The sequence below is a fragment of the Candidatus Abyssobacteria bacterium SURF_5 genome, from assembly GCA_003598085.1.
Classification (GTDB): domain Bacteria; phylum Abyssobacteria; class SURF-5; order SURF-5; family SURF-5; genus SURF-5.
This window is the reverse complement of the sequence record QZKU01000095.1, coordinates 1-24,392: the sequence shown is the minus strand read 5'-3', so window position 1 is coordinate 24,392 and position 24,392 is coordinate 1. Positions and strand designations below refer to the sequence as shown.

Annotated in this window: 22 protein-coding genes; 11 read left to right on the top strand and 11 right to left on the bottom strand. The window is 56.4% G+C overall.

All coding sequences use genetic code 11. From position 1 onward, the window contains the following. Positions 1–593: 593 nt before the first annotated feature. From C4520_13720 to C4520_13705, 4 genes are all read right to left on the bottom strand, one after another. Complete coding sequence (locus C4520_13720; protein RJP18930.1) at positions 594–1,487, bottom strand: prepilin peptidase; 894 nt, start codon at positions 1,485–1,487, stop codon at positions 594–596. Next, positions 1,484–2,269: a glycosyltransferase gene (locus tag C4520_13715; GenBank protein RJP18929.1), complete on the bottom strand. Its 786-nt coding sequence runs from the start codon at positions 2,267–2,269 to the stop codon at positions 1,484–1,486. The genes C4520_13720 and C4520_13715 overlap by 4 nt, the downstream gene beginning before the upstream one ends. 89 nt (positions 2,270–2,358) lie before the next feature. After that, on the bottom strand, positions 2,359–3,147 hold the full coding sequence (locus C4520_13710) for a sulfite exporter TauE/SafE family protein (protein ID RJP18928.1): 789 nt from the start codon (positions 3,145–3,147) through the stop codon (positions 2,359–2,361). A 103-nt stretch (positions 3,148–3,250) separates the two neighbouring features. Then, a complete protein-coding gene (locus tag C4520_13705) occupies positions 3,251–3,583 on the bottom strand; it encodes a PadR family transcriptional regulator (protein ID RJP18927.1) in 333 nt (110 codons plus the stop codon). 214 nt (positions 3,584–3,797) lie between these two features. Between C4520_13705 and C4520_13700 the strand changes: the two genes are divergently transcribed. Next, positions 3,798–5,237: a radical SAM protein gene (locus tag C4520_13700; GenBank protein ID RJP18926.1), complete on the top strand. Its 1,440-nt coding sequence runs from the start codon at positions 3,798–3,800 to the stop codon at positions 5,235–5,237. A 16-nt stretch (positions 5,238–5,253) separates the two neighbouring features. Further along, positions 5,254–6,048 carry an alpha/beta hydrolase gene (locus tag C4520_13695; protein RJP18925.1) on the top strand — a complete coding sequence of 265 codons (795 nt, stop codon included), beginning with the start codon at positions 5,254–5,256 and terminating at the stop codon, positions 6,046–6,048. On the opposite strand, the gene C4520_13690 is transcribed toward C4520_13695, so the two are convergent. Next, positions 6,028–7,020 (bottom strand): ketoacyl-ACP synthase III, encoded by a 993-nt coding sequence (locus tag C4520_13690; protein RJP18924.1) that lies wholly within the window; start codon positions 7,018–7,020, stop codon positions 6,028–6,030. The two genes, C4520_13695 and C4520_13690, sit on opposite strands and share 21 nt — an antisense overlap. A gap of 474 nt (positions 7,021–7,494) precedes the next feature. Here C4520_13690 and C4520_13685 point away from each other — a divergent pair, with 474 nt between their 5' ends. Continuing rightward, positions 7,495–8,628, top strand: coding sequence for a GNAT family N-acetyltransferase (locus C4520_13685; protein ID RJP18923.1), 1,134 nt, complete (start codon positions 7,495–7,497; stop codon positions 8,626–8,628). On the opposite strand, the gene C4520_13680 is transcribed toward C4520_13685, so the two are convergent. The 4 genes from C4520_13680 to C4520_13665 all read right to left on the bottom strand — a co-directional run bounded on the left by C4520_13680 (position 8,604) and on the right by C4520_13665 (position 12,218). Next, positions 8,604–9,557 (bottom strand): phosphatase PAP2 family protein, encoded by a 954-nt coding sequence (locus tag C4520_13680; protein RJP18922.1) that lies wholly within the window; start codon positions 9,555–9,557, stop codon positions 8,604–8,606. The two genes, C4520_13685 and C4520_13680, sit on opposite strands and share 25 nt — an antisense overlap. A 191-nt stretch (positions 9,558–9,748) precedes the next feature. Further along, entirely contained in the window at positions 9,749–10,804 is a 1,056-nt protein-coding gene (gene rlmN / locus C4520_13675) for a 23S rRNA (adenine(2503)-C(2))-methyltransferase RlmN (GenBank protein ID RJP18921.1), read from the bottom strand. Beyond that, positions 10,801–11,214, bottom strand: coding sequence for a YjbQ family protein (locus tag C4520_13670; GenBank protein ID RJP18920.1), 414 nt, complete (start codon positions 11,212–11,214; stop codon positions 10,801–10,803). Before C4520_13670 ends, rlmN begins: the two co-directional genes overlap by 4 nt. A gap of 38 nt (positions 11,215–11,252) precedes the next feature. Beyond that, positions 11,253–12,218: a hypothetical protein gene (locus C4520_13665; GenBank protein RJP18919.1), complete on the bottom strand. Its 966-nt coding sequence runs from the start codon at positions 12,216–12,218 to the stop codon at positions 11,253–11,255. Between the two features lie 27 nt (positions 12,219–12,245). Here C4520_13665 and C4520_13660 point away from each other — a divergent pair, with 27 nt between their 5' ends. Next, positions 12,246–13,232: a hypothetical protein gene (locus tag C4520_13660; GenBank protein ID RJP18918.1), complete on the top strand. Its 987-nt coding sequence runs from the start codon at positions 12,246–12,248 to the stop codon at positions 13,230–13,232. A gap of 77 nt (positions 13,233–13,309) precedes the next feature. Here C4520_13660 and C4520_13655 read toward each other — a convergent pair whose 3' ends face one another. After that, positions 13,310–13,633 carry a DUF4387 domain-containing protein gene (locus tag C4520_13655; protein RJP18917.1) on the bottom strand — a complete coding sequence of 108 codons (324 nt, stop codon included), beginning with the start codon at positions 13,631–13,633 and terminating at the stop codon, positions 13,310–13,312. Between the two features lie 3 nt (positions 13,634–13,636). Continuing rightward, positions 13,637–15,001, bottom strand: a complete 1,365-nt coding sequence (locus C4520_13650) for an acyclic terpene utilization AtuA family protein (GenBank protein ID RJP18931.1) — start codon at positions 14,999–15,001, stop codon at positions 13,637–13,639. A 209-nt stretch (positions 15,002–15,210) separates the two neighbouring features. On the opposite strand from C4520_13650, the gene C4520_13645 reads away from it, so the two are divergent. The 7 genes from C4520_13645 (at position 15,211) to C4520_13615 (ending at position 24,304) form a co-directional block, all read left to right on the top strand. Next, the gene (locus C4520_13645; protein RJP18916.1) at positions 15,211–15,459 is read left to right on the top strand and encodes a hypothetical protein; all 249 of its coding nucleotides are present in this window, start codon (positions 15,211–15,213) and stop codon (positions 15,457–15,459) included. Between the two features lie 966 nt (positions 15,460–16,425). Beyond that, positions 16,426–17,181, top strand: a complete 756-nt coding sequence (locus C4520_13640; GenBank protein ID RJP18915.1) for a hypothetical protein — start codon at positions 16,426–16,428, stop codon at positions 17,179–17,181. A gap of 51 nt (positions 17,182–17,232) precedes the next feature. Beyond that, positions 17,233–20,151: a molybdopterin oxidoreductase gene (locus C4520_13635; protein RJP18914.1), complete on the top strand. Its 2,919-nt coding sequence runs from the start codon at positions 17,233–17,235 to the stop codon at positions 20,149–20,151. A gap of 18 nt (positions 20,152–20,169) precedes the next feature. Continuing rightward, entirely contained in the window at positions 20,170–20,691 is a 522-nt protein-coding gene (locus C4520_13630; protein ID RJP18913.1) for a 4Fe-4S dicluster domain-containing protein, read from the top strand. Positions 20,692–20,711: 20 nt separating this feature from the next. Continuing rightward, positions 20,712–21,455 (top strand): hypothetical protein, encoded by a 744-nt coding sequence (locus tag C4520_13625; protein RJP18912.1) that lies wholly within the window; start codon positions 20,712–20,714, stop codon positions 21,453–21,455. Continuing rightward, positions 21,452–22,588, top strand: a complete 1,137-nt coding sequence (locus C4520_13620; GenBank protein RJP18911.1) for a hydrogenase iron-sulfur subunit — start codon at positions 21,452–21,454, stop codon at positions 22,586–22,588. The genes C4520_13625 and C4520_13620 overlap by 4 nt, the downstream gene beginning before the upstream one ends. 180 nt (positions 22,589–22,768) lie before the next feature. Beyond that, positions 22,769–24,304: an ATP-binding protein gene (locus C4520_13615; protein ID RJP18910.1), complete on the top strand. Its 1,536-nt coding sequence runs from the start codon at positions 22,769–22,771 to the stop codon at positions 24,302–24,304. Positions 24,305–24,392 lie beyond the last annotated feature (88 nt).

Sequence of the window (24,392 nt, the reverse complement as noted above, 5' to 3'; positions counted from 1 at the left end):
CTCCGCTTGCCGCCCGCTTCGCTACCTGCTGTACGAGCAATTAGCAGGATAATCACGTTTCAGATTATAAAGTCAGCCAGGCTTTTCCTGGCACACCAGTGGGCGCGGAGAGCTAAAAAAGAGAATTGATGAGAAATACGGGCTCTCTTAAGATGCTCCTCCGTGCACTTTGCGTCTTTGCGGTTTTAAAGGACTTTTCGAAAGATACCCTTCAACTTTAGTGCCACAATGGTCCCGAAAATCATGGTTTTTGATAAACAGTTCTTTAACTCTTTTCGACGCTTGAACGGCCTCCTATATTCAGGCACAGGGCCATCGATGCTGCATTTGAAACAGCGGATTTGCCTCTTCTTCTCCCGAGGCCGGTAAAAAATTTCACCTATAATATTTAAAACTGCGGAGGATGTCAAGCTGATCGTTCAGCGGCGGAAATTGTCGGGCAACGGATATAAACGTGCTTTCGTTGTGGCTAGCATCGGAACATATTTCCTGTCTTTCAAAACAAGCAGAAAGTATGGGCGAATGAATTCGCACCCGGCAAAGGGATTCGAAAGTATTGCATTTTGCGCCCGTGAAAATCCGCGTAAAGAATGTCAGCCGATGACCTTCATGACCAGCTCATTGATTTGCTCGCCGAATTCGAGGTACACCTGCATGATCTGGTCGCCGTAAAGCAGCGAGAGCAGCGCCGCGAGCGCGAGGTACGGGCCGAATGGGATGTAATCGGTGCGTTTCCTCAGCCGCAGGATGATCAGCGTAATGCCCACGATGGCCCCGAGCGCCGAGCCGAGCATGATCGTCATCAGCGCGAGCTTCCATCCCAGAAACGCGCCCACCATCGCCAGCAGCTTGATGTCGCCGCCGCCCATCCCCTCCTTCTTGAAAACGAGCAGCGAAAAGATCGCCGTGAGGTAGAGGAGACCGCCGCCAACGAGGCAGCCGATGAGCGAATTGAGGAACGATCCCACAACATGGGGCGGGTCCGCCGACAGGAAGAAGAACGAGGAGGGCAAAACGAATTCTCCTCCGGTAAGGCGGGCGGGCAGCAGGCTCAACGCCAACCCAATGAAAATGCCGGGAATCGATATCTCGTTCGGAATGATGTAATGCTTGAGATCGATGAAGCTGATGACCACGAGCGCACTGGCAAAAACGAGGTAAACCACCAGCGCGACCGCATGATCGAATCGCTGCAACAACAACACGAAGAGAATAGCAGTCAGGAGTTCGACAGCGGGATACTGCCAAGAGATCGGCAGGCCGCACCGGCGGCACTTGCCTTGCAGCAAGAGAAAGCTTACGATCGGGATATTGTCGAACCACCTGATCGAAGAGCCACACGAGGGGCAGTGCGACGCCGGCCGCACGAGCGATTTTCCTTCAGGCAGGCGCGCAATGCACACATTGAGGAAACTGCCGATCACCGCCCCCAGGGCGAAAAAGTAGATATTGATAAACAGGCGCAACGCCTCGGGCTGCACATTCATCGTTTCACAGCCGCCGGTGTCGCCGGCTCGCGATGCGCAACGCCTTTGAAGCGCGACGCCCTGCTCGATAACCTGATCCGGATTACCGACCTGGTGTACCTCATGAATTCCTTGAAAAACATCGTTTTGCTCTCACCAGCCGGGCGGTTATCGTAAAATACCGGTATCTCGAGCACGCTCAGCTTCAGGTCCACCATCGCCATCAGAAACCGGATGAAATAGTCGCCATACCCGTAGAAGATATTGTCGAAGGAAAGCCTGTCCAGTATCTCGCGTCTAACCGCAAAAAAACCGCTCAGCTTATCCCTGATCGGGATGCCGAGCACGAAGCGGATGAACAGATTGTAAAGGAAGCTGGCGTAGTAGCGCCACCGGCTCTCCATGCCGCCGCCGTAGAGAAACCGCGAGCCGACCACCACCTCGTAATACTGGATCAGCTTGAGGAACTGCTGGATGTACTTCGGGTCATGGTTGAAGTCGGAATCCATCACGATGATCGTTTGGCCCGAACTTAAGTCGATCCCTTTTCGAATGGCGGTCGCCAGCCCGCGCTCGCCAACCCTCACGTGCAGCCGCACGCGAGCATCCTGTCCGAATTCGCGCCTTACAATTTCGGCGGTGCCGTCGGGGCTGGAATCATCGACAATAATGACCTCGGCGCCCGCAACCGAGTCGAGCGCGTCGAGAATTCGCCTGAGCAAGGGAATGATGTTCTCGCTCTCGTTGTACGTCGGCAGGATGATGGATACCTTCACCGGCTTGTCCTCGATGGTCTCCCACATGAATCTGTCTCTTTCATAATATAGAGAAAATCCTTTTTTTTCAACGATTAAAGGCGCTTTTGCGCGCCGGCGGGGCTTCAGGTTTCCGGTCAGATGATCCCGAGCGCGAGCGCAATGGCGACGCCGGCGAGCATGACTCCGGTGAGGATTTGCACGTTCGCCATGGTCACCTTGCTGATGTACCGCTTGGCCGCCAGCACGCCGAGAAAAGCGGCCCCTATACCAACCAACACCAGCATGCGCTCTCTCGCGCCGCTCAAAGAGGCGAACGCGCCGCCCGCCGCAAGCATTGCATACACAAGAATTCGAGCAGCGTCAACGGTAAGGCCGATGATTGCGTTCGTGCCGACAAACGCCTCGGTGGATATCCCGGCTTTCACCAGGAAAGCCGACCGAAGAGCCCCCTGATGACCCGACAGTCCGCCGAAAAAGCCCGACAGCAGTCCTCCGATGAACAGATGCCGGCGCTGAAAGCTGAGGTCGCGCATCCGCGGCAGAAGCTCGAACAGGGCGAAGCAAAGCATCAACAGCCCGATCAGCAGTTTCAGCGGCGTTATGACCGCCCGCCGGCCGCCAAGTTCATATGTCGCAAGCGGCTCGAGAGAAGAGACCAGCCCCAGCACAGCCGCCCCGGCGAAGGCCGCCGCCACCGCCGGTATCCCGAACTTCAGCACCAATTCACGATCCGCCTTACCGCCGACAACCGCGGTCTTCAGAACATTATTCGCGCCGTGTACCACCGCCGTCGCGGCGACCGCAGCCTCGACCGGCAAAAACAAAGTAAACACAGGCAGCAAAAGCGTGCCCAGCCCAAAGCCTGAGAAAAGCGTGAGCCCCGAAACGAGGAAAGCAGCTATAGCTATGAGAAGGTACTCCATATGCCTCCAAACCAAGACCAATCCATAGGACCAAACGCAGAAGTCAATTATCCCTTGCATTTAAGGAAATAGAACGGGGAGCCTTATTGCCTGAGAAATGGCGTCATTTTTTTGGTTTCTTCTTCGACAGTCTCGACAGCTCCCCGTGCAGTTCGTTGACCTGCCTTTCCACCACGGCCAGTACCGCGCGCCCCTGCTTCGTCAGATAATATTCCTTCCGCGCGCGGGGCCCGCCACCCGGATCTCGCTGGCACCAAAGCCATCCGCGCGCCTCCATACGCGCGAGGATCGGGTAAAGCGTGCCCGGGCTGACATCGTAGCCGTGGCGTCTCAATTCCTGGAGCATCCACTGTCCCACGAGCGGCCCCTCAGCGGCGTGGCAGAGAATGTGCACCTTCCAGAAGGCGAGCAGAATCTCGCGGTTGATTTCATTCATGGTGAATTTCCCCTTATTTACGATAATCGTAAACGAAGAGCGTAATTTTGTCAAGTGTTTCTTTCAGTCGCCTTCTTTCGATACTGGCGCCCGTCGACAGGAATAGCGGAGCGCCAAGAACGCATCTTGTTCTGCGCAGCTTTGATGGTGTAGAATCTGGGAGGAAAAAAACCGCTTTTGCGGGATTTGCGAAACTGATCTCGAAAAAGAACCAATGAGCGAAAACAAGATTCTCCTCATCAATCCGAATCTGATGAAGCCGCCCGTCGCGCCGATTGCAATCGATTATCTCGCGTCAGCGCTGCAAGCGGCCGGTTTCTCCATCGATTTCCTGGACCTCGCTTTTGAAGATGATATCGATACGGCCCTGCGGCGGGCGGCAGAGAACGATTTTTTGTACATCGGAATCACGATCCGCAACGTCGACGACTCCTACTTCGCTACCCGCGATTTTTGTCTCGCCCGCATACGACCCATCATCGAGCGACTGAGACAGCTTTCTGATGCCCCGCTTGTCCTGGGCGGAGTAGGCTACTCGATTTTTCCGGCGGCGGCGCTTGAATATCTGGGCGCCGATTACGGAATTCGAGGTGACGGCGAGGCGCCGGCAATTGCGCTGGGCCAAGCCCTCCTCAAAGGAAATTCCACATCAGAGATCGCAGGCCTTGTATGGAGGCAAGATGGCAATATCCGTCAGAATCCGCCCGCACCGATCGATTTGAACTCGGTGGACCTGACCCAGCGCGAGACAGTCGACAACAAGCGCTATTTCAGAGAAGGCGGCATGGTTGGTTTCGAATCGAAGCGCGGCTGCAGCGGTTCGTGCTCTTACTGCGCCGATCCGCAGGCTAAGGGAACAAATTGCCGGCTTCGCCCGCCGGACGAGGTGGCCCGCGAGCTTGCGGGCCTTGCGGATAGGGGAATCACCTGTTTTCACACCTGCGACAGCGAGTTCAACATACCGCGCTCGCATGCTGCCGACGTGTGCCGGGCGATGATTCGCGCCGGACTCGACGAAAAGATGCGATGGTATGCCTACATGAATCCGGCCTTTTTCGACAAGGAACTGGCGCTGCTGATGAAGAGAACGGGATGCGCCGGCATCAATTTTGGGGCCGATCACTCGAATGCGCTTCTGCTCAAGGCCCTGGGAAGGGCCCACTCCGCCGACTCGCTTCTCGATGCGGCTCGATTATGTCGCGAACAGGATATCGAATGCATGTTTGACCTGCTGCTCGGGTCGCCGGGCGAGACGCCGGATACGCTCCGCGAGGCAATCGACTTCATGAAGAACACGCCCGCCTCTTGTATCGGCGCGAGCCTGGGAGTCAGACTTTATCCGCATACTCCGCTGGCGGATAAATTGCTCCGCCTGCCCGAGCCGCAAAGGGCGGGCATCCACGGACTGGATGGAGACGAGCGCAACCTGCTTCGCCCGGTTTACTACGTGTCTCCGTTCTTGGGAGATGACCCCTACGCCCTGCTTGCGGACGTTGTCGGCGGCGACGACCGCTTTTTCGTTGCTTCGCCTCAGCGCGAAGGCAACGACTACAACTACAATAACAATTCTGTTCTATCCGACGCGATTCGCTCCGGCGAGTCGGGCGCGTTCTGGAATATTCTGCGGCGCATGAAACAGAAGAATAAACCCTGATTGGACGGAGGAACACATGCCATTCTGTTACCTCGAGGGCAGGCGCATATTCTATGAACGGTTTGGAGAAGGCGCGCCGATAGTACTTGTTCATGGAGCGGGGCAGGATACAACCTCATGGCGATATAACATTCCTTTTTTTGCGGAGACTCATGCGGTTTACGCAATCGATCTGCCCGGGCACGGCAAATCGGAGGTCGTGCTGCCGCCGATAAAGAAAACGGAAAAATACGCCCGCTTCGTCTGGGAATTCATCGAGGAACTCGAGATCAGGCATCCCGTGCTGATGGGGCATTCAATGGGCGCCGGCATCTGCATGACGGTCGCCCTCGAACATGGCGAAAACGTCGGCGGTGTTGTGCCCGTTGACGGCGCGGACAAAGTGGTCGGCGTTTTCGCTTCTGAAATCCATCAGGCATATCTGGAGTCGCCGCTCGACTTGAAGATCGAGATGACGATGGAATCGTTTCGGTCGCTCTGCTCGAAGACGACCCCGGCCGCCCGTATCGAGGAGATAGCGCAGGACCTGCTGCGGATTCATCCGGAGGTCACGGCCGCCGACACGCAGGCATTCAATTCATTCGATATCTGCAACACGTCTCATCGAATCGGTGTGCCTGTTCTCTTGATCTCGGGGGCGGACGATTTTCTGGTAACGCCGGATATGGTGCGCGGGACCGGCAAGAAACTTAAGAATTCGCAGGTTGTGATTCTGGATGGGGTGGGCCATTTTCCGCATACAGAGGCGCCGGAAAGATTTAACGAGGCGGTGGGACGGTTTCTTAAGTCCTTACAGTCGCAGAAGGCATGAGCCCCAGGTGAAGCCCGACCCGAAGGCGGCCAACAGCACGACATCGCCCTTTTTCGCCTTCCCCTCCTGAAGCGCTTCGTTCAGCGCGATCGGAATTGAGGCCGCGGTCGTGTTGCCGTAGCGCTGGATGTTGTTGTACATTCTCTCCGGTGGCAGTTTCAAATGGCGTGCGACAAGCTCGTTGATGCGAAGGTTCGCCTGATGCGGGATAAACAGGCTCACGTCATCGATCGTGAGGCCGTTCGCTCGAAGCCCCTCATTGATAACCTCCGGCAACTTCTCGACCGCCATCTTGAAGACTTTCTTCCCGTTCATCCGCGGATAATGGCGCCCCTCCTGCAGCATCTCGGGCGTCACCCGCGGCATCATGCATGCGGCAGGCGCCTCGATCCAGAGGTCCTGGGCAAAACGGCCGTCCGCATGGAGATGGGTTGACAGAATTCCGCAGTCCTCTTCGGTCGCCTCAAGGATCAGCGCGCCCGCGCCGTCGCCGAATAAAACGGTGACGTCACGGCCGCGATCGCTGAATTCGAGACCGGAAGAATGCACCTCGGCGCCGACCACCAGGATTCGCCGGTACATCCCCATCCGGATGAAGGCGTCCGCAACCGAGAGGCTGTAAATAAAGCCGGAGCACTGATTTCGGATATCAAGCGCGCCGATGCCGGCGAGACCCAGCTTCTCCTGGAGAATGCAAGCCGACCCGGGAAAAAAGTAGTCGGGGTTCAGCGTCGCAAAGATGATGAATTCGATATCGGTCAGTTGAATGCCGGCCGCTTTGACGGCGTCCGCAGTCGCTTTTACGGCCAGATCGGCCGGGCCGGTGCCGTCTTCGACATATCTTCTCTCCGTGATGCCGGTCCTCTGGCGAATCCATTCGTCGCTGGTCTCGAACATCTTTGCCAGATCATCGTTCCTTACCACCCGCTCAGGCAGATACTGTCCCAGCCCCCGTATCGCAGCTCTTGGCATTGCGCGATTTTACTCCTTCATACTTCATGACGCCGCGTGCCATAAGCGTCGCCCTTTCCCCCAGCAATAACCTTCGTATTGTAGCAGACGCTATTATATGAGTCAACCGGTTGAGGCGGCGCGGGAGGAGGCGCTTTTGTTAAATCGAGCACTTCATGATAAAATGTGGTCACGTTTATGCACCGGAGCTTTTCAGGCTCCTTCACCTTTTCATTCACCGTGTCCCCGAACGAATTTCAGCAGCGCTCATCTCTACCCGGCTAGCAGAGGCCGTCGAATTCTCGCATAGTTAAGGCACCATCTTGTATAGGGGGACTCAGAGACTGCCCGATGATGAGTCGCCCGGGTGTTGCTCTGGCGATGGAGTGGTCCGGCTCCCGCTTTGGGGACAGACACCATTCTACGAATTCAAAAAGACGTGAATTCCGTAAATGGAATCAGTCCCCATCGCCAAGGGCCAAGGGGGATTAACGAATGAATGCCAAAAGGAAATCCATCGAAATCCATCCTGTCGAATCGAGGAAAGACCTGCTGGATTTTATCAGGTTCCCCTGGGAAGTATATCGAGGAGACACTCATTGGGTTCCGCCAATCATCAAGGAGCAGGAGAAGTTTCTCAGGCCCGAAAATCCCTATTTCAAGCATGCCGAGGCCGAATACTATCTTGCAAAAGTCGACGGCAAAATCTGCGGCCGGATATCCATGAGCATCGATCAGAATTACATCAATTTCCACGGCGAGAAAATGGGCACGTTCGGATTCTTTGAGGCTCTGAACGATCATGAGGTCGCCGCCCGGCTGCTGGATACGGTTCGCGACCGGCTCAAAGAAAAGGGAATGGAAGTGATGCGGGGGCCCTTCTGCTTCACGACAAACCATGAGTCGTGCGGACTACTGGTGGACGGATTCGACCTCGACCCGGTGGTCCTTACTTCATACAACCCGCGTTATTATGTGCCTCTGTTGGAAGAATATGGTCTCAAGAAGGCTAAGGACCTGTATTCCTATCTGCTGAAGTATGAGGATGTGGATTTTTCCTACGTGCGGCAGTTGGCGGATAAAGCCGCCGAAAACCACGTATATGCGCGCATGATCAATCTTCGTGAGGCCGGCATCGAGGCGCAACGGGTCAAGAAGGTGTATAACAACGCCTGGAGCAAGAACTGGGGATTTGTGCCTCTGACGGATGAAGAATTCGAGGATATTTACCGGCACTTGCTGATGGTCGCGGTTGAAGACCTCATTTATATCGGCATGATGGACGAGAAGCCGATCGGTTATTACATGTTTATTCCCGATTTCAATATCATCGTGAAAAAGTTCAACGGCAAGGTTGGCCCTCTCAACATGCTGCGTTTCCTGCGGGCAAAAACCAGGCTCAAGCGGGGGCGTCTTTTCATGCTGGGCGTCGACAGAGAGTACCAAAAGACGGGAGTTGCGGCCGCAATGGTTGTCAACGGGTACGATGCCGCCATCCGCCGCGGTTATACGGAAGCCGAGTTCTCCTGGATTCTGGAAGATAATATCGCAACGCGCACGATGTGCGAGATGTTCGGCGGAAAAATATACAAGACCCACCGCATCTACGAAATGTCCTTATCTGCGTAGGAAGTCTGAAAGAAAAGGCTTCTCGCTTTGAACTGGCGAACTCGCGGCCATACCCGCTGAACGGCTTCGGCCCCCGTCAGGATAACGCCGGACAGTGCCGCCCCTGCGAAAATGTCAATCACGTAGTGATAGCGCAGGTACACGGTGGAAAACACCAAACCGATTGATATCGGCAGCATCCACCAGAACAGGCGCCGCTCAAAGCGATATGCAAGAACGACCGTCAGCAGTGTCACCGCCACGTGACCGCTGGGGAAGCAGTCGTACCGGTACGGCTCGAGCGTGTAGATCAGCGTCCGGATGAAACCGCCCACCCATTTCCCCTCGAGCGGAATCACATGATATGCCGTAAGCGTCTGAGACGGACCCCGCGCGGGAAATAGAAGGTTGCCGATATCCGACAGATAGAATCCCAGACAGGCAATAATCGCAAACATCTCGAATTCACGCATCTTCCTTTTTCGGTACAACGCAAAGCCGAGGATGACCGGCAGAAAATAGAAGCTCGCGTAACAGATTTCAAGAAGGTCAACCGCGTACGGGTTCATGAACTGCGACAGGAAAACCGTCGGATGAACTCGAAAGAGTAACAGGTCGATTTCGATCAATTGAGAGTCGATGTCGTATGGCAGGACGTAATGCACCACCCAGCCGAGGCTGAAAAATGCTAAAATTACAAACGCCATCGGATACCATCGCCGCAGGAAGTACAGAACTGAGCCCGACTCCGGACGCACAAACAAGATCAACGAGAAAGCCGCCGCCAGCATTGCGCTGTACAGCATGATCAGCAACTTGGGATTTTGCACGCGGTCGGAAAACACGACCGCCACCACCAGGAGAAAAGCCACAAAAACTATATTGATAATATCCGAAACGTAAATCTGCCGGCTTATCTGCTCCAGTGTATTTTTACCCTTCAAACTCATCCATGTTGCTCCTTCGGCTTCAAAAGAACGCACCGCATATCAAAAAAATGAACCGCACCTGCGGCTACCTTCAGTATACCGTTCATTGACAGGTCGTGCTAGCGCATTCATTTCCGATGAACAAATGGAACAGTGTCCGCACCAATTAGGATAAACGCGAACTCAGGCGTTTCATGTAGACCGCCTCCGTCTCAACCGTGCCCCTCTCGCGAAGCCGATTGGCGAAGCTGCCCGCAAGCGGCATCGATGTCCGTGCCGCGGGAACGCCGGATGAAAGCAAGCACCCCGGCCTCCCTCAGTCTCGCCTGGAAGCGCAAAACGCGTTCCTCGGACGGTGCGCGGTATCTGCCTCCGGGAACGGGATTATAAGGGATCAGGTTTACCTTCGCCTTCAGCGCGTGCGCAATATCGGCCAGCCGCGCCGCATCGTCAAACGAATCGTTTATCTCAAAGATGAGCATGTATTCGAGCGTCAGCGGAGTTCGCCGGCGCCCCAGCTCCGTACACGAATCGATGACCTGCTCGAGGGGGTACTTCCGATTGATCGGCATCAGTTTGTTGCGAGTCCTGTTATCGGCGGCATGCAGCGAAAGCGCGACGCGAACCGGCAGATCATCGGCGGCCAATCGCCTGATGCCGGGGACAAAACCTGCCGTCGAAATCGTTATGCGGCGCCCGCCGAGCGCAAGCCCCCGCTCATGGAGAAAGATGCGCACCGCCTTCGTGGTGGCCTCGTAGTTCGCAAGAGGTTCCCCCATTCCCATCACCACGATATTCGTCAATCGTCCGGCATCCGCATCAAATTTCGCCTTGCGCGCCTGATCGACAATCTCGCCGGCCGTAAGGTTCCGGGCCAGCCCACCCGCGCCGCTCGCGCAGAACAGACACCCGAACGCGCAGCCTACCTGTGTCGAAATACAGGCAGTGCTGCGCTCGCCTTCCGGCAGAAGAACGGTCTCGATGGCGGCGCCGTCAGTGAGTCCGAACAGAAACTTCTTGGTTCGGTCTCTCGAGACGGCGACTTTCAGAGTCTGCAAATTTGTGATCGTCAGATCCTTCGAAAGCGTCTCGCGAAGGCTTTTTGGCAGGTTCGTCATTTCATCAAAAGAGCGAGCGCCATGCACGTAGAGCCATTCGACAACCTGCGCCGACCGATATCGCGGCAGACCGATATCGAGAAAGAGGGCGTCCACTTCCTCGGGCAACATTGCGAGCAGATCGGGGCGATCTTGTCCCACTGTACTCATCTCTTTGCTTCCGCGAGAACCACCTGCACATACACCGATCGCCGGCGCGGTCCGTCGAACTCGCAAAAAAAGATGCCTTGCCACGTGCCGAGAGTCAAGGACCCGCCGGAAATCGGGATCGCGTGCGAAAAGCCGACGAGCGACGATTTGATATGGCCGTCGGAATTGCCCTCGGCATGGCGGTACTTCGGATCATTCCTTGGAATGAGGCGATCGAGAGCCGACAGGATATCCACGCGCACGCTCGGATCGGCGTTTTCATTAACTGTCACCCCTGCTGTCGTGTGCGGCACATACACCACGCATAATCCTTCTTTTACTCCGGCTTTCTTTACGGCCGCCTGGACTGAATCGGTTATGTCGATAAACTCTTCCCTCGTCGTGCTGGAAACGGAAATTTTTTCAAGCATATTTCTCTCCTCTGGAAACGGCGTTGAATGCGTGCCGTCTAAATCAACGACAACAGCGGATGGTCTCTGAGCACGTTTAGGGCGGCACGTTCGCCCGCCCGGATGGAACGGTCAGTCTCCTCGAAGTCGAATGTGCGCCTGCTCGTGGCGCGCGGCTCGATCAAAATGAGCGGATATTCGTAGTACTCGCGGAGCTGGAGCTGCAAGATCCGCCGCATCATGATGCCGGTGCTCTGTAATATTATGTTAATCATTCCGCCCTCGGCGACAGGCTGGCCGGCGTGCTCGAGCGGGGGAAGCCCCAGATTGACCGCGATGATCAGATCGGCCTTTCGCTGATGGGCGACGTGGACGGGCAGGTTCGTGCCGACTCCGCCGTCAACGTAATACGAATCCTCGAACTTGAGCGGCGGGAAAATGCCGGGGATTGCGCAGGAGGCATACACCGCATCATGGATGGGAATGTGGTCGCGGCCCTCGCTGCCAAAATACACCTCTTCGCCGCGGTCCAGATCCACTGAATTGACCAGGAGCGGACGCTCCAATAGTTTGAAGCTGTCGATCGGGATGATGCGATTGATGTACTGATGCAGCCGCTCGCCGCGGTGCAGACTGCTCACGCGAATGCCTCTCCTGACCAGATCGAAGGGATTTATGTCGAGAATGTCGCTGCTCTTGAGAGAAAGCGCAAGCTGTTCGAGGTCCTTCAAGCCGAGCCCGCCTGCGGCAAGAGCGCAGATGAGCGAGCCCATGCTTGTTCCGATGTACTCGTGCACCGGAATGCCTATTGCGTGCATTGCCTTGAGGACGCCGATATGCGCAAGACCTCGCAGGCCGCCTCCGCTCAGCACAAGCGTTACCTTGCCCATTCTCCCTGGCCTCCGTAGCGGAATTCTCCCAAGCCTCCAAAGCGAGTATAGCAATCCCCGAAATTGAAAGTCAATTCTCCCGGACGGAGATTCCGGATGACTTTTTTCAACCGGCTGTGATATCATCCTTCGCATGGGAAATAAAAAAAAGAGGAGACGACGATGAGAACCCTCGCGATCTATGCCGCTTTCTTTGCGCTTGTTCTGGCGCCTTCGACCGCCGCATCGAAAGAAAACCGCGTAATCGACCTTTCGGCTCGCGCAATCAACTCCGCTCCGATACCCGGGCCGGAAGGCATCGCGCTCGGCGCGGATGGAACTATCTTTATCGGCGGCCACAATGGCAAAATCAGGGCGATCTCGCCCGCCGGCGATATGCAGGTGTTCGCCGACCTCAACAACTTGCCGGGCGAACGAACAAAGCGGATCAGCACTGTCGGAATTGCGCTTGATGGGCAGGGAGATATCTACGCGGCCACTCTGGATTTCGACGGCGGCTGCGTCCTGAAGGTAATCGGACCGGGCAAGCCGGACAGCGGGACGGTCAGCCTGTACCGCAGCGGCATCGGCATGGCCAACTTCATTCTGATCGATAAAGAATCCTCTGTCATGTACGTCTCCGACAGCAGCATGTTTTCGGGACGCGTGTTTCGCTTCGATATGGCTGACGAAACAAGGATCGGCGCGCCCGCAGATGAGGCAACCGAACTGCTCGGAAAATTCCGGTACGCGAACGGACTTGCTCTCAGTCCCGACAAGGAATATCTTTACGTGGCGGAAACAACGAGCGGCCGCATCTCTAAAGTGAATCTCCGGACAAAGGAATCGACTGTTTTCGCTGAGCCCGGCGGGTGGACCGACGGCCTGTATTTCGAGCCGGCGCGACAACTGCTTTTCGCCTGCGACAATCGCGGCGGCAGAATCACCGCCCTGGATTTGTCAGGGAAAATCGTGGGCGACGCGCGAGTTTCCGGAAAAGAAGGGCAATGCGCGCCCGCATGCCTGCTCTTCCTCAATGCCGATACAATTGCATTCACCGACCTGTGGCACGCAAGCCTGATGCGCGCGCTTATCGGCCGGCCCCAGCATCATTCATATGCGTATCGGATCAGTGTCGACGAGATAATCAAGGTACCGCCTCAAGAATAACAAGAGCGCAGGAATTCACGGCCTATACCTGCGAGTGGCGTGCCGTGCGACACTGCCACCGGGGGTGGCACTGCCACCTAGTCCCACGGGATCTCGACCTGCAACAGCGGCGCGTGCTGTTGTGCTCCGAATACATCGTTATCGCCCGCAGTGCCGGAACTGATCGAGCGCGCAATCGTCGCTTTCACTGCATGCGCAGGATCGAAGAAGCAGAAGTTGAGCACCTTCTCGACCGGAATCCGGTAAAGCTCGGCGAACAGTTCCGGCCTGATCACTCCGCTCCTCTTCACTCTCTCGTACGTGTCGGCATCCGTGAAAATGATGTCGAACGTCAATTCGAACGGGCCCGCATTCTTGCTCCTGATAACGCGCGCAAGCTCCGTTATGTTTCTCGTCTTCATATGTTACACCTCGACAATATCCATCGGGAACAGCCGGCAGGGGTCGTCCTCCTCGACCAGATGATAGACATTGAATTCATAGACCGGGCCCGCAGGGATGTCGAGCGGCGAAAATGGAAACGCGAGGTTGCCGGCGGTCGAGATGCGGCCGGGAAAGCCATGGTGCAGCATGATCGTGTGGGCGTAAGCGCACACGCCGCTCGCGATCGATTGAGTCGGCCCGATCGCCTCTATGACGAGGCCCAGCTCGTGCGCCGCCGCTCTTACCGGTTCGAGGTCTTCCATCACGCCGTCGCGGCCGTACACATGAAACATCAGTCTGTATGAATCCTTGTGCTCGGAAAATTGTTCCGCCACGCGCCGCCTGGTCTCGCCAATGAGTACGTCTATCTTCTGGATCGTGCCGGGATCGCGCACGCCGGCGATGCAGACGGTCCGGTAACCGATTTTCTTCGAGCCTTCGAGCTTGATCTTATACGGAACCGGCTCATATCGGCTGCCGGTCACCTTCACTGTTCGCTCGTCGTGCTGCTCGAACTTGACCGCCGACAGGTTCACGGTTCCGCCCGGCCCATACAGCCGCAGCGGGTCTGATTTTTCATACAGGCTGTGTGCGGCGACCGAGGTGACAGTGCATCTGCGCTCGGGGCTGGTCGGCTCGACCAGGAAATGATCGCGCCTCAGCACCCCCATCATCGAGTCGCTTCCGCTGCCGGGCTCGGCTGCGATGGCTGCGCATTCGAGGATTTTCGCAAGGTGCAGCGAAAGCCCCTTATCATAATTCCGGATAAACGGGAGCGCGGCGAACATGCTCGGATCGTTCGACCTGCCGGCAACGATCACCTGCGCGCCCGCTTCGAGCGCCTTCACAAACGGCTCGACTCCCATCTGCCCGACTATGCGAACGCTCGCGTCGACCTCGTCCTCATTGAGCGCAGGCGCCGGCCCGAGCGGTTCTACTTTGCCCGCGCGCAGCTTGGCCTTTACGTATTCCTTCTCGATCTCGGCATGAATGACCGCCATCTTGAAGTGAAGCCCCATTTCTTCCGCCAGATTGCGGATCACCATCACCGTGCCCTGCAGGTGCAGCTCCGCGCCGGCGAAACCGGCCGACCCGATGATGAGCGGGATATCGGCATCCATCGCCGCCCGAAGCAGCGGGCCGACGTCGCGCGAGAGCATCTCGATAAAGCCGCCGCCCCCGCCGCCTTCTCCAAGCTGCATCCCGAGATAATACGGACCGCCGTCGGTCGAGCCGCCGTCGACTGCTATCACGTGCGGCTTGCGTCTCATCGCCTCCTCCAGCGACGAGTTCGGGTAGCCGTATCCCAAAATGGCCGTCGGCGAAAAGATGCGTATCTCTTCCATGATCCACCTCAAATGGTTTTCGTATAATCGTTCCGGCGCATATCTTATCGCGTCGCGGTGATCAATGTCCACTGGAAGATGGAGATCGATGCAATGCCGAGCATTTCCTCAGGTTGTTCAGACTACAATTTTTTTGTTTTCAGGCCGCACCTCTGGTATAGTGGTCCATACTTGTTAACGGCAAAACTTCATGACAGGGGAGAAAGCACATGTGGAAAAAGATTGCACTCGTCCAGTTGATCCTTCTGGTCGCCCTCATCGCGTTCTGGGTTGGCAGTGAGACGCGCGCAGCCGTCGAGCCGGCACAACGTGAATTCGTCACCAGCAACGAGGAAGGAAACATCGTCTACCTCTGGAGCTATAATTCCGCCGAAAAGGAGTGGGACGTCGCCGCGCTCAATTTCCAGAAAGGAGCCATCCAGGAAACAACCATTTCCACAAGAGTCCGGATGAATTGATGCGCGCGAAGAGCGCGGAGAAAGACATGCACAACAAGACCCCTTAAATCCTCCTTTTATTCTGGCTTTGCGGCCTCCGACGCCTTTGCGGTTCAATGAATTTTCCGTATTCGCCAACGTTTTTTCGAAATGGAAAAGTTATCTTGGACAAGAGTGACTTAACTCAATGGCACTAGACTGGCGTTCTCTCGCGCTTTCCATTGCGGCGAAGCGCAGATGAGACATCCGCATCACCGTCTTCTGCCCGAGCCTTATCTGAATTGTCGGCATACCCCATTTGAGACAGTCAATTCTTGTGATTTACCTGAAAAGATTCCGGTTTTATGACCAAGATGATTGATTTAGTCAACAATTTGATTAACCCGCCGGTTTTCATACGTGGCCCTGCGGTCTGCCTATCGCAACGGCCGCCGGACTCTCCTTAGTTGTACCTCTTCAAAACGTTAGCAAGTTGAAGCCCCCTCTCCCAATATAAAAAGATGACAAATAATGTCCAGTCTGCAGATAGATTACAAGCCGGTTATTTTTCCGGGCGACGACGGCGCGCTTCCTGCGGGAGAAGCTGATAAACACTTATAAGTTATTGAATTGAAAACATTTGCGAGTTAGGATTGCAGCGTAAAAGACAATTGGCATGCTAATTGCCCTCTTTTCGGCAGCTTCAAAAGAAGCTGCCGTAATGCCGGATAACAATACGGCGGCAGTGGAACCATGGGGATTGTATCCTTTCACCCCCTCAGCCTGATTCGGCTGCTTGTCGAAACGGACACACCCACAATCCTTTACCCTCTTGTTTCCCGAAGTGAGATGAACGGGCAGTAATCTCTGCCTAAGCAGTCTTTTCGCCAGGGATCGGTGGCACCGTCGCCGACGAGGCGAGCAGGGGGTGTGACAACTGAAACAGAAGTTGCGAAACCTTCGGTTATCGAGGGACCGGTTCAAAGGGGTCACGTTCAGGGGGGAAAAATGAAAGTTACAACCGCACAGTTTCTCTTAATTCCATTATTGGCTTGCCTGGCGGCAGTCGCATGGGCCGCTAAGGTGGCCGGCACGGCAGTCGCCGCGACAGAGGAGATCCATCTCCTAAAGCCGTTGAATTATTCCTATAAGGAGGGCTCACCCACTTTCGAATGGTCGCCCGGAAGCGACGACCGCTTCAAAATCGAATATTCCTTTGACCCGAATTTCGGGCGGATACTGTGGCGGACGCCGCTTCTCTCCACACCCTCATATAAGGTTGCTGCGTCGGAGTGGGACAGGCTTCCCGCGGAAAGAAGAGTCTATTGGAGGGTGAAGGGCGGCAGCTCGACTGACGGCTCAGGCGCGATTCATACCAGCGCGGAAGTGTGGTCATTCTGGAAACAGGGTAGCGAGCCGAATGATGGGGATAATGTTACCAGTCCGCCGGATCCCGAATCCTTCGCCGGCATGAATTTGATTGCGTTGCACAATAGCCAATCTCCGCAGTACATGTCCACGTGTGTCGCATGTCACGGAAGCATGAAGTACGAGACTTCGCTCGATCCTGATGTCGACGGTATACACCAAGAGATGCTCGAGGAGATTCCCGGCAGCACCAATAATGAAAAATGCCTGCATTGCCACCGGACCGTCGACCTGCTCGAGCATTCAGCAAGCAAGCTGAGGCGCCAGGTGAATCCGGACCTGTGCGCCGCATGCCATGGCCCAGGCGGAGTCGAAGATGGATTCTATGCGGAATAGGAATCGCCCGACATTACGCGTCCATTTCAGAAACATCAAGGAGATCCTTCCATGAGCAAGATGAAAAGAAAGAATTCATTGGATAGCTGGTTGAACCCGGAGTTCAGCAGAAGAAAATTCATCAAGGTGAGCGGCATCCTGGCCTCCGCTGCCACCGTAACCAATTTCATAAAGCCGACCCCGGCTTATGCGCTTACCGCAGGTGAATTTCCACCCGACCCGCTCGAATCTGACGCCGGCGTCGATATCAAGTACAGCGTGTGTCTCATGTGCCACGGCTCATGCGGAATTCGCGCCAAAGTGGTCGATGGCGTGCTTGTTAAGATTGACGGCAACCCCTACCATCCGAACTGCCTCGAGCCGGGCGAGCGGCTATCCTATGCCACCCCCGTCAATGAGGCCAGAAACAGAGTCGGTACCGTATGCGTCAAAGGGCAAAGCGGTGTCCAGACCGTCTATAATCCGTACCGGCTGCTCGGCCCGATCAAGCGGGCGCCGGGCACCAAACGAGGCGAAGGGCAATGGGTCAGCATTACGTGGGAACAAGCGATAGACGAGATCGCCCAGATCCTCTCGCCGTATGCGGACACCGGAACTCTCATAGATCCGTCCGCCCCTGAACTCGGGCCCATCGCCAACAAGGTGCTCTTCTCGCCGGGCCGCCTCGAACACGGGCAGAAGGAGTTCACCGATCGCTTCTTCAAAAACCAACTGGGAACGATCAACCATAGACACGACCATACGAGCATCTGCGAAACCAGCCATCACGTGGCCGGAAGCCTCACCACCGACGGCAAAAACAATCATTTCAAACCCGACGTTATCAACTGCCGCTACATCCTCTATATCGGCACAAATCCACTGGAAGCCGGATTCCCGATGAATCCGCTGTCGCGGAAAACGATGGAATTCAAGAAGCGCGGAGGAAAAATGGTAGTCGTCGACCCGCGCTTCTCGAATACAGCCGCCAAGGCCGACCAGTGGGTTCCCATCAAGCCCGGCGGCGATGCCGCATTCGCGCTCGCGATGATCCAGTACATGATCGGCAACGGCCGGTATGACGGCACATATCTCAGCAATGCCAATATTTCGGCGGCGCTCGAATCGTCGCCAAAAGAATATTCCTTCACCGACTCCACCTTCCTTGTCCGGATTGTCGGCGGAAGAGCTGCCGCCTATTTGCGGGCGGACGAAGCAGGACTGCCCGGAGGCACGAGCAGCGAATACGTTATCCTCGACGAATCAAACGGAACGGCTGTTGCGCTACCCGATCCGGCAAATACGTCGAATCCCGCAAGGCGCGGTCTGCTCGAAGCGCCCGGCGACTCGATCGTGGTCAACGGGCACACGTGCAAGACCGCCTTCACGCTCCTCAAGGAACAGGCAAACGCGAGGACGATGCAGCAATGGGCTGAGCTCTGCGGGATTTCCGTGTCGGTAATCGAGAACATCGCGATTGAGTTCACCAGCCATGGCAAGAACGCGGTCGCTAACCCTTATCGGGGTCCATGCAAACACACAAATGGAACCTATAACGTTCTCTGCATCCTCGCGCTCAACACGCTCATCGGAAGCATGAACTGGAAAGGCGGCAATACCGTCGGCGGAGGCCACTGGCACGAAGCCGACGGAAAAGGCGCGCCCGGTTCGGTCGATGTCACCAGCGTGCCCGGAGGAGCGACGGCATCGGGAATCCAGGTGACACGGGTCAAGGCGAATTACGAGACCGATGCACCCGCAATCTTCGCGAGAGACGGAGGCTATCCGGCGCGACGCCCCTGGTTCCCGCACGCGCAGAACGGCAATTTCCAGGAGATTCTGCCCAGTATCGCCGATCGATACCCCTATGGGATCGACGTGCTCTTCACCTACTGGAACGACATGGTGTACACTACGCCCGCCGCCAGAGCCACCTATGAGGCCATTCTGGCCGACGAAAGCCTGATCCCGCACTTCATCGCTTTCTCGCTCGAGCCAGACGAAACCTCCTGTTGGGCCGATTATATCTTGCCCGATCCCTCCTATCTCGAAAGATGGGGAACTCCCCACGTTGCCCCCACGATCCAGACCAAGGTGAGTTCATTCAGGCAACCGGTGGTCGGCGACTTTGATGCTGACATGAACTATACTCCCGCGGTCGGCGATACGATGTTGATCGAGGACTTCTTTGTCGCCGTCGCAAAGAGACTCGGGCTGCCGGGAGTCGGCGCCGGAGCGTTTGCCGACGGAGACAAACTCGACAACGCCTGGGACTGGTACCGTAAACTGTTGAACAATTTCTCCGCGGAAAGCGGCGTTTCGGCAAACGAGATATTGGCCAAGGGAGGCATTTTTGAAGGAGACGAAGCCGCTTACGACGGCGAGTACATGGCGCACCGCTACCAGGGCATCATCCGCCTGTTCATCGAGAGCCTGGCAACGACAAAGGACTCGATGACCGGCGAATTCTTCGATGGTGTCCCGAAGTATGAGCCGATCAAGGACGTGATGGGTAATGAGCTCGTCGATGACGTTGCCCAGTACCCCTTCGCGCTGGTCACATACAAGCCGGTCAACCACACGCAATCGCGCACCATCGTGAATCCCTGGCTGGTTCAGGTGCTGATGCCCGAGAACTATGTCGAAATGAACGCATCCGATGCCGGGTCGCTCGGCATCGAGACCGGCGACATGGTCAAGGTCTCGTCCATCTCCAACTCAGTCGGGATCAAAGGCAAGGCGAAGGTGACGCAGGGAATGCGGCCCGGAGTCGCAGCCATCTCTCAAAGCTACGGCCACTGGCAGCTCAACTCAAGGCCGACCGTCACCATCGATGGGATGCTTCAGGATTACGACGCCGGACGAGGCAAGGGACTGCAGGGTAACCAGGTCCTGCGCCTGGACCCGGTCCTCGGCAATGTGACACTGCAAGATAAGATCGGCGGGAGCGCAAGCTTCTACAACTCAAGAGTCAGGATCGAAAAGATCTAGGTTAAGGGGGAACAAGAAATGGCTCAATACGGATGGGAAATCGACTTGGAACGGTGCACCGGATGCAAGACCTGCGTGGTCGCCTGCAAATCGGAGAATAACACACCGCTGAAGACAAATTATCGGACCGTTATCACCGAAGAAACCGGTGTCTACCCTAACCCGAAGAAAATCTTCGTCACCATGGCGTGCAACCATTGCGCGGATCCCGCCTGCATCGAGTCGTGCCCGGTCGGCGCGATCACCAAACGCGCAAGCGACGGGATCGTGTTGATCGACCAGGACATCTGTGTGGGATGCCGCTACTGCGTGTGGGCCTGTCCGTACGGCGCGCCCCGCTACAATCCGAATACGCGCAAAGTCGAGAAATGCACCCTGTGCGCTCACAGGGTCGGCGAAGGCTTGAATCCTGCCTGTGTGGATGCATGCGTGGGAAGGGCGATCAAGTACACGAGAGACTTCGTGCCGAACGGAATCGGGAATGCGCCTGACCGCTTTGCAAATCCGAAGCTCACGCATCCGTCGATTCGATTCATCTAACTGCGAAAGGAACTCGACTTATGCACCCTCGGGAGACCGGCTTCAATGAAGAACTGGCGCACTCGCGCAAGAATATCTATCAGTTCCTGGCCGCGGTTTTCCTCGAAAAACCAAAGCCGGAACTGGTTGAAAGGGTGATCGCAAAAAGCTCGCTCGACGACCTCCGCGAGATTTTCAGTGAAAGATGCGTCTCGTTCCTCAGAAATTTCGCGGAGCAGTATTCGGGAGATATCCTGCCCCTCGAGATCGAATATACTCACCTGCTCGTGGCGCCGCTCGGACAATATGTCACGCCGTACGAGTCGGTCTATCGCGACGAAAAGGAAATCGCCGGCCAAAAAGTGAAAGGCCTCCTCATGGGCGAATCGGCTGTCGATGTCAAGAAAACCATTCGAAAGATCGGCGCCGAAATCGACAAAAGCTACAGGAGCTTGCCCGACCATATCGGGCTCGAGCTGCAGGTGATGTATTTTCTGTGCGAGCAGGAAGGAAACGCGTGGAGCGCACAACAGCTTGACGAGGCAGTGAAATTTTTGGAATTCGAAGAGGAATTCCTCAGAAGACACTTGACGGTATGGGTCCCGGTCCTGACCGGCAGGATCCTGGAAAGAACGAAGAACGACTTCTTCCGCGGAATCGCCTGCATGACCCGCGAGTTTATCGAAATCGAAAAGAATAGTTTCGATAGGTTCGCTCCCGCTGGAGTCAGAAGCAGTCGGGAGATTTTACGACAGGAAGAACCGCTGAACGGGTCCGGGCAGTGACCGCTTTGCGCAACATCCTCTCATCCGAGATATGGGAGAGCAGGAGAGTCATGCGGGCGCTGTGCAGCCGGGTCGCCTATCCGCAATCCGGCTGCCGGCTCTGCACGGAATCCTGTCCGGCTGACTCGATCGTGTTCAAGGATGGATACCCGCATGTCGGCGCCGGATGCCTCGAATGCGGCGCCTGTATCTCCTCATGTCCCAACGGCGTCTTCCTCCCGCGACAAAATCGCGACATCGATATCCTGCTCCCGCTCGTGCCCTCGATAAAGAAGCGGGAACTGCAAACGATCCACTACAGGTGCTCGAATGCAACCGGGGCGAGCCGATCCGCTGTCCAGCTTAACTGTCTGGGAAGGCTCACCGAGTTTCTGCTTGTCGCACCGCTCGTTTTTGGAGCCGAACGTATTGTGCTTGCGAAGGGGGATTGCGGCAACTGCCGCTACTCTCGCACAATCTCGCACCAGGACAAAATCATCACCGCTTCAAGATTGCTTGCGCGCGCAATCGGAATCGAGCCGAATAAGATCGCGTTGGCGGAAACAGGCGCTCCTGAAGAGATTTCGGATGCGCACGTTCCGCCGCCAGACCGGCTCGCCCGGCGCGCCTTTTTCACAAGCATCAAATCGAAATCCGCCGGTTTGGCTGGAATGTTACTCGCGTCCGGACGCACTATCGAGCAGGATCAGCGCGCGCAAGTGCGGCAACATAATTGGAGAAGGACGAATCTGCTGGCGATCTTGTCGAGACTGGAGTGCCGCGCCGAGCTTGAAGTCCAGCAAGACATTTTGCCGGCCGCGGAAATAACTGTCGGACACGAATGCACCGGATGCGGTCTCTGTTCTTGTATCTGTCCCACGGGCGCCCTCAAGAACTCGATGAAGGAGGATCTGTTCGAGATCACCTTCGAGGCGCACCTCTGCACCGCATGCGGAAACTGCGAGCAAGCCTGCCGCTTCAAAGCGATCCGTTCGAGCAATACGTTCAACCTGAAAAGACTGTTTGACCAAAAACCTCAGACGCTGTTACGGGCCGCCATGAAATCTTGCGATTCATGCGGCGCCGGCTTCATCCACTCGGAAAACGACATCTGCGAATTATGCCGCGCCGAAACCCCTAAACTGGCGTTCTGACCGAAATGTCCCCCTGAACGCGTAGGGGACTGACTCCATTTACGGAATCCCGTTTTTTGGATTCGTAGAATGGTGTCTGTCCCCGAAGCTTCAACAAACCCGCCTTTATTGACACGCTCGCCGCAGTCCAATTATAATGGCGTCGCTGTTTTCCACTGACATGCAACCGGGAGGGGAGCAATGCTCGCAAAAGTATTCAGCAGTTCCGTCTTTGGAGTGGACGCGTTTCAGGTTGAGGTGGAGGTGGATCTCGGCGGCGGCCTCCCGCATTATACAATCGTCGGATTGCCGGATAATGCGGTCAAGGAGAGCCGCGAGCGCGTCATCGCCGCCCTCAAAAACTCCGGCTATTACCTCCCGAACCGGCGCATCACCATAAATCTTGCGCCCGCCGACGTGCGCAAGGAGGGCTCCTCGTTCGATCTGCCGATCGCGGTTGCGATCCTCGCCGCATCGGAACAGATCAAGACCGCCAAATTCCTCGACTATTACATCGCGGGCGAGCTCTCTCTCGACGGCGCGATCCGCGGGATCGCCGGCGTCCTCTCGATGGCGCTGCAAACGGCTAAATCGGGCAAGCGCGGGCTCGTCATACCCGCCGATAATGCAGCCGAGGCCGCCGTCGTCGAAAAGATCGAAGTCATTCCCGTCAAAAAACTGCGCGAACTGGTCGATTTCCTCGACGACTTCACGCCAATCCAGCCGCACCGCATCGACGTCGATTCCGCCTTCCAGCAAAGCTCGCAGTACGATATTGATTTCACCGACGTGAAGGGACAGGCACACGTCAAGCGCGCGCTCGAAGTCGCTGCCGCCGGCGGGCACAACGTGCTGATGATCGGGCCGCCCGGCTCCGGCAAGACCATGCTCGCAAAGCGCCTGGCGACGATCCTGCCCGATATGACGCTCGATGAGGCGCACGAGATCACCAAGATCCACAGCATCAGCGGACTCATGCCGCCTGGCAAGGCGCTCATCGCCACGCGCACGTTCCGCTCGCCGCATCATACCATCTCCGACGTTGCCCTCGTCGGCGGCGGAAATTATCCGCGCCCGGGTGAGGTCAGCCTCGCGCACAACGGAGTCCTCTTTCTCGACGAGTTTCCCGAGTTCAGCCGCAAGGCGCTCGCCGCTCTGCGCGAACCGCTCGAGGAGGGTGCCGTCACTATCTCGCGCGCCGCCTACTCGCTCACGTTCCCGGCCGATTTCATGCTTGCCGCCGCGATGAACCCCTGCCCGTGCGGTAACTTTGGCGATCCGCGCCGCGAGTGCACGTGCCAGCCGTGGCAGGTTCAAAGATATATCGGGAAGATTTCAGGCCCACTCCTCGACCGCATCGACATGCATATGGAAGTGCCGGCGCTGAAGCTCACCGACCTGCAGACCACTGAGCCGTCGGGCGAGCCGTCATCCGTCATCCGCACGCGCGTGCAGAAAGCGCGCGACCTCCAGCGCGAGCGCTACAAGTCGGACAAGATCTGCTGCAACTCTCAGATGGGCGCCAGGCAAGTGAAGAAATATTGCACCGCGACCGACGATGCCAAAGACCTCCTCAAGGCCGCCATCCTCAATCTCGGCATCTCCGCCCGCGCCTACGACCGCATCCTCAAGGTCTCGCGAACTATCGCAGATCTGGCAGAGTCAGGCACAATCAGAGCGGAGCATATCAGTGAGGCGATACAATATCGCTCATTCGATAGAGGGTTATGGCGATAGGCGCAGTTCAAAGTTCAATGTTCAAAGTTCAAGGTTGGGAAGAAGAAGCCGATGGCGAAGATAGAAAGATTTGAAGACATTGAGGCTT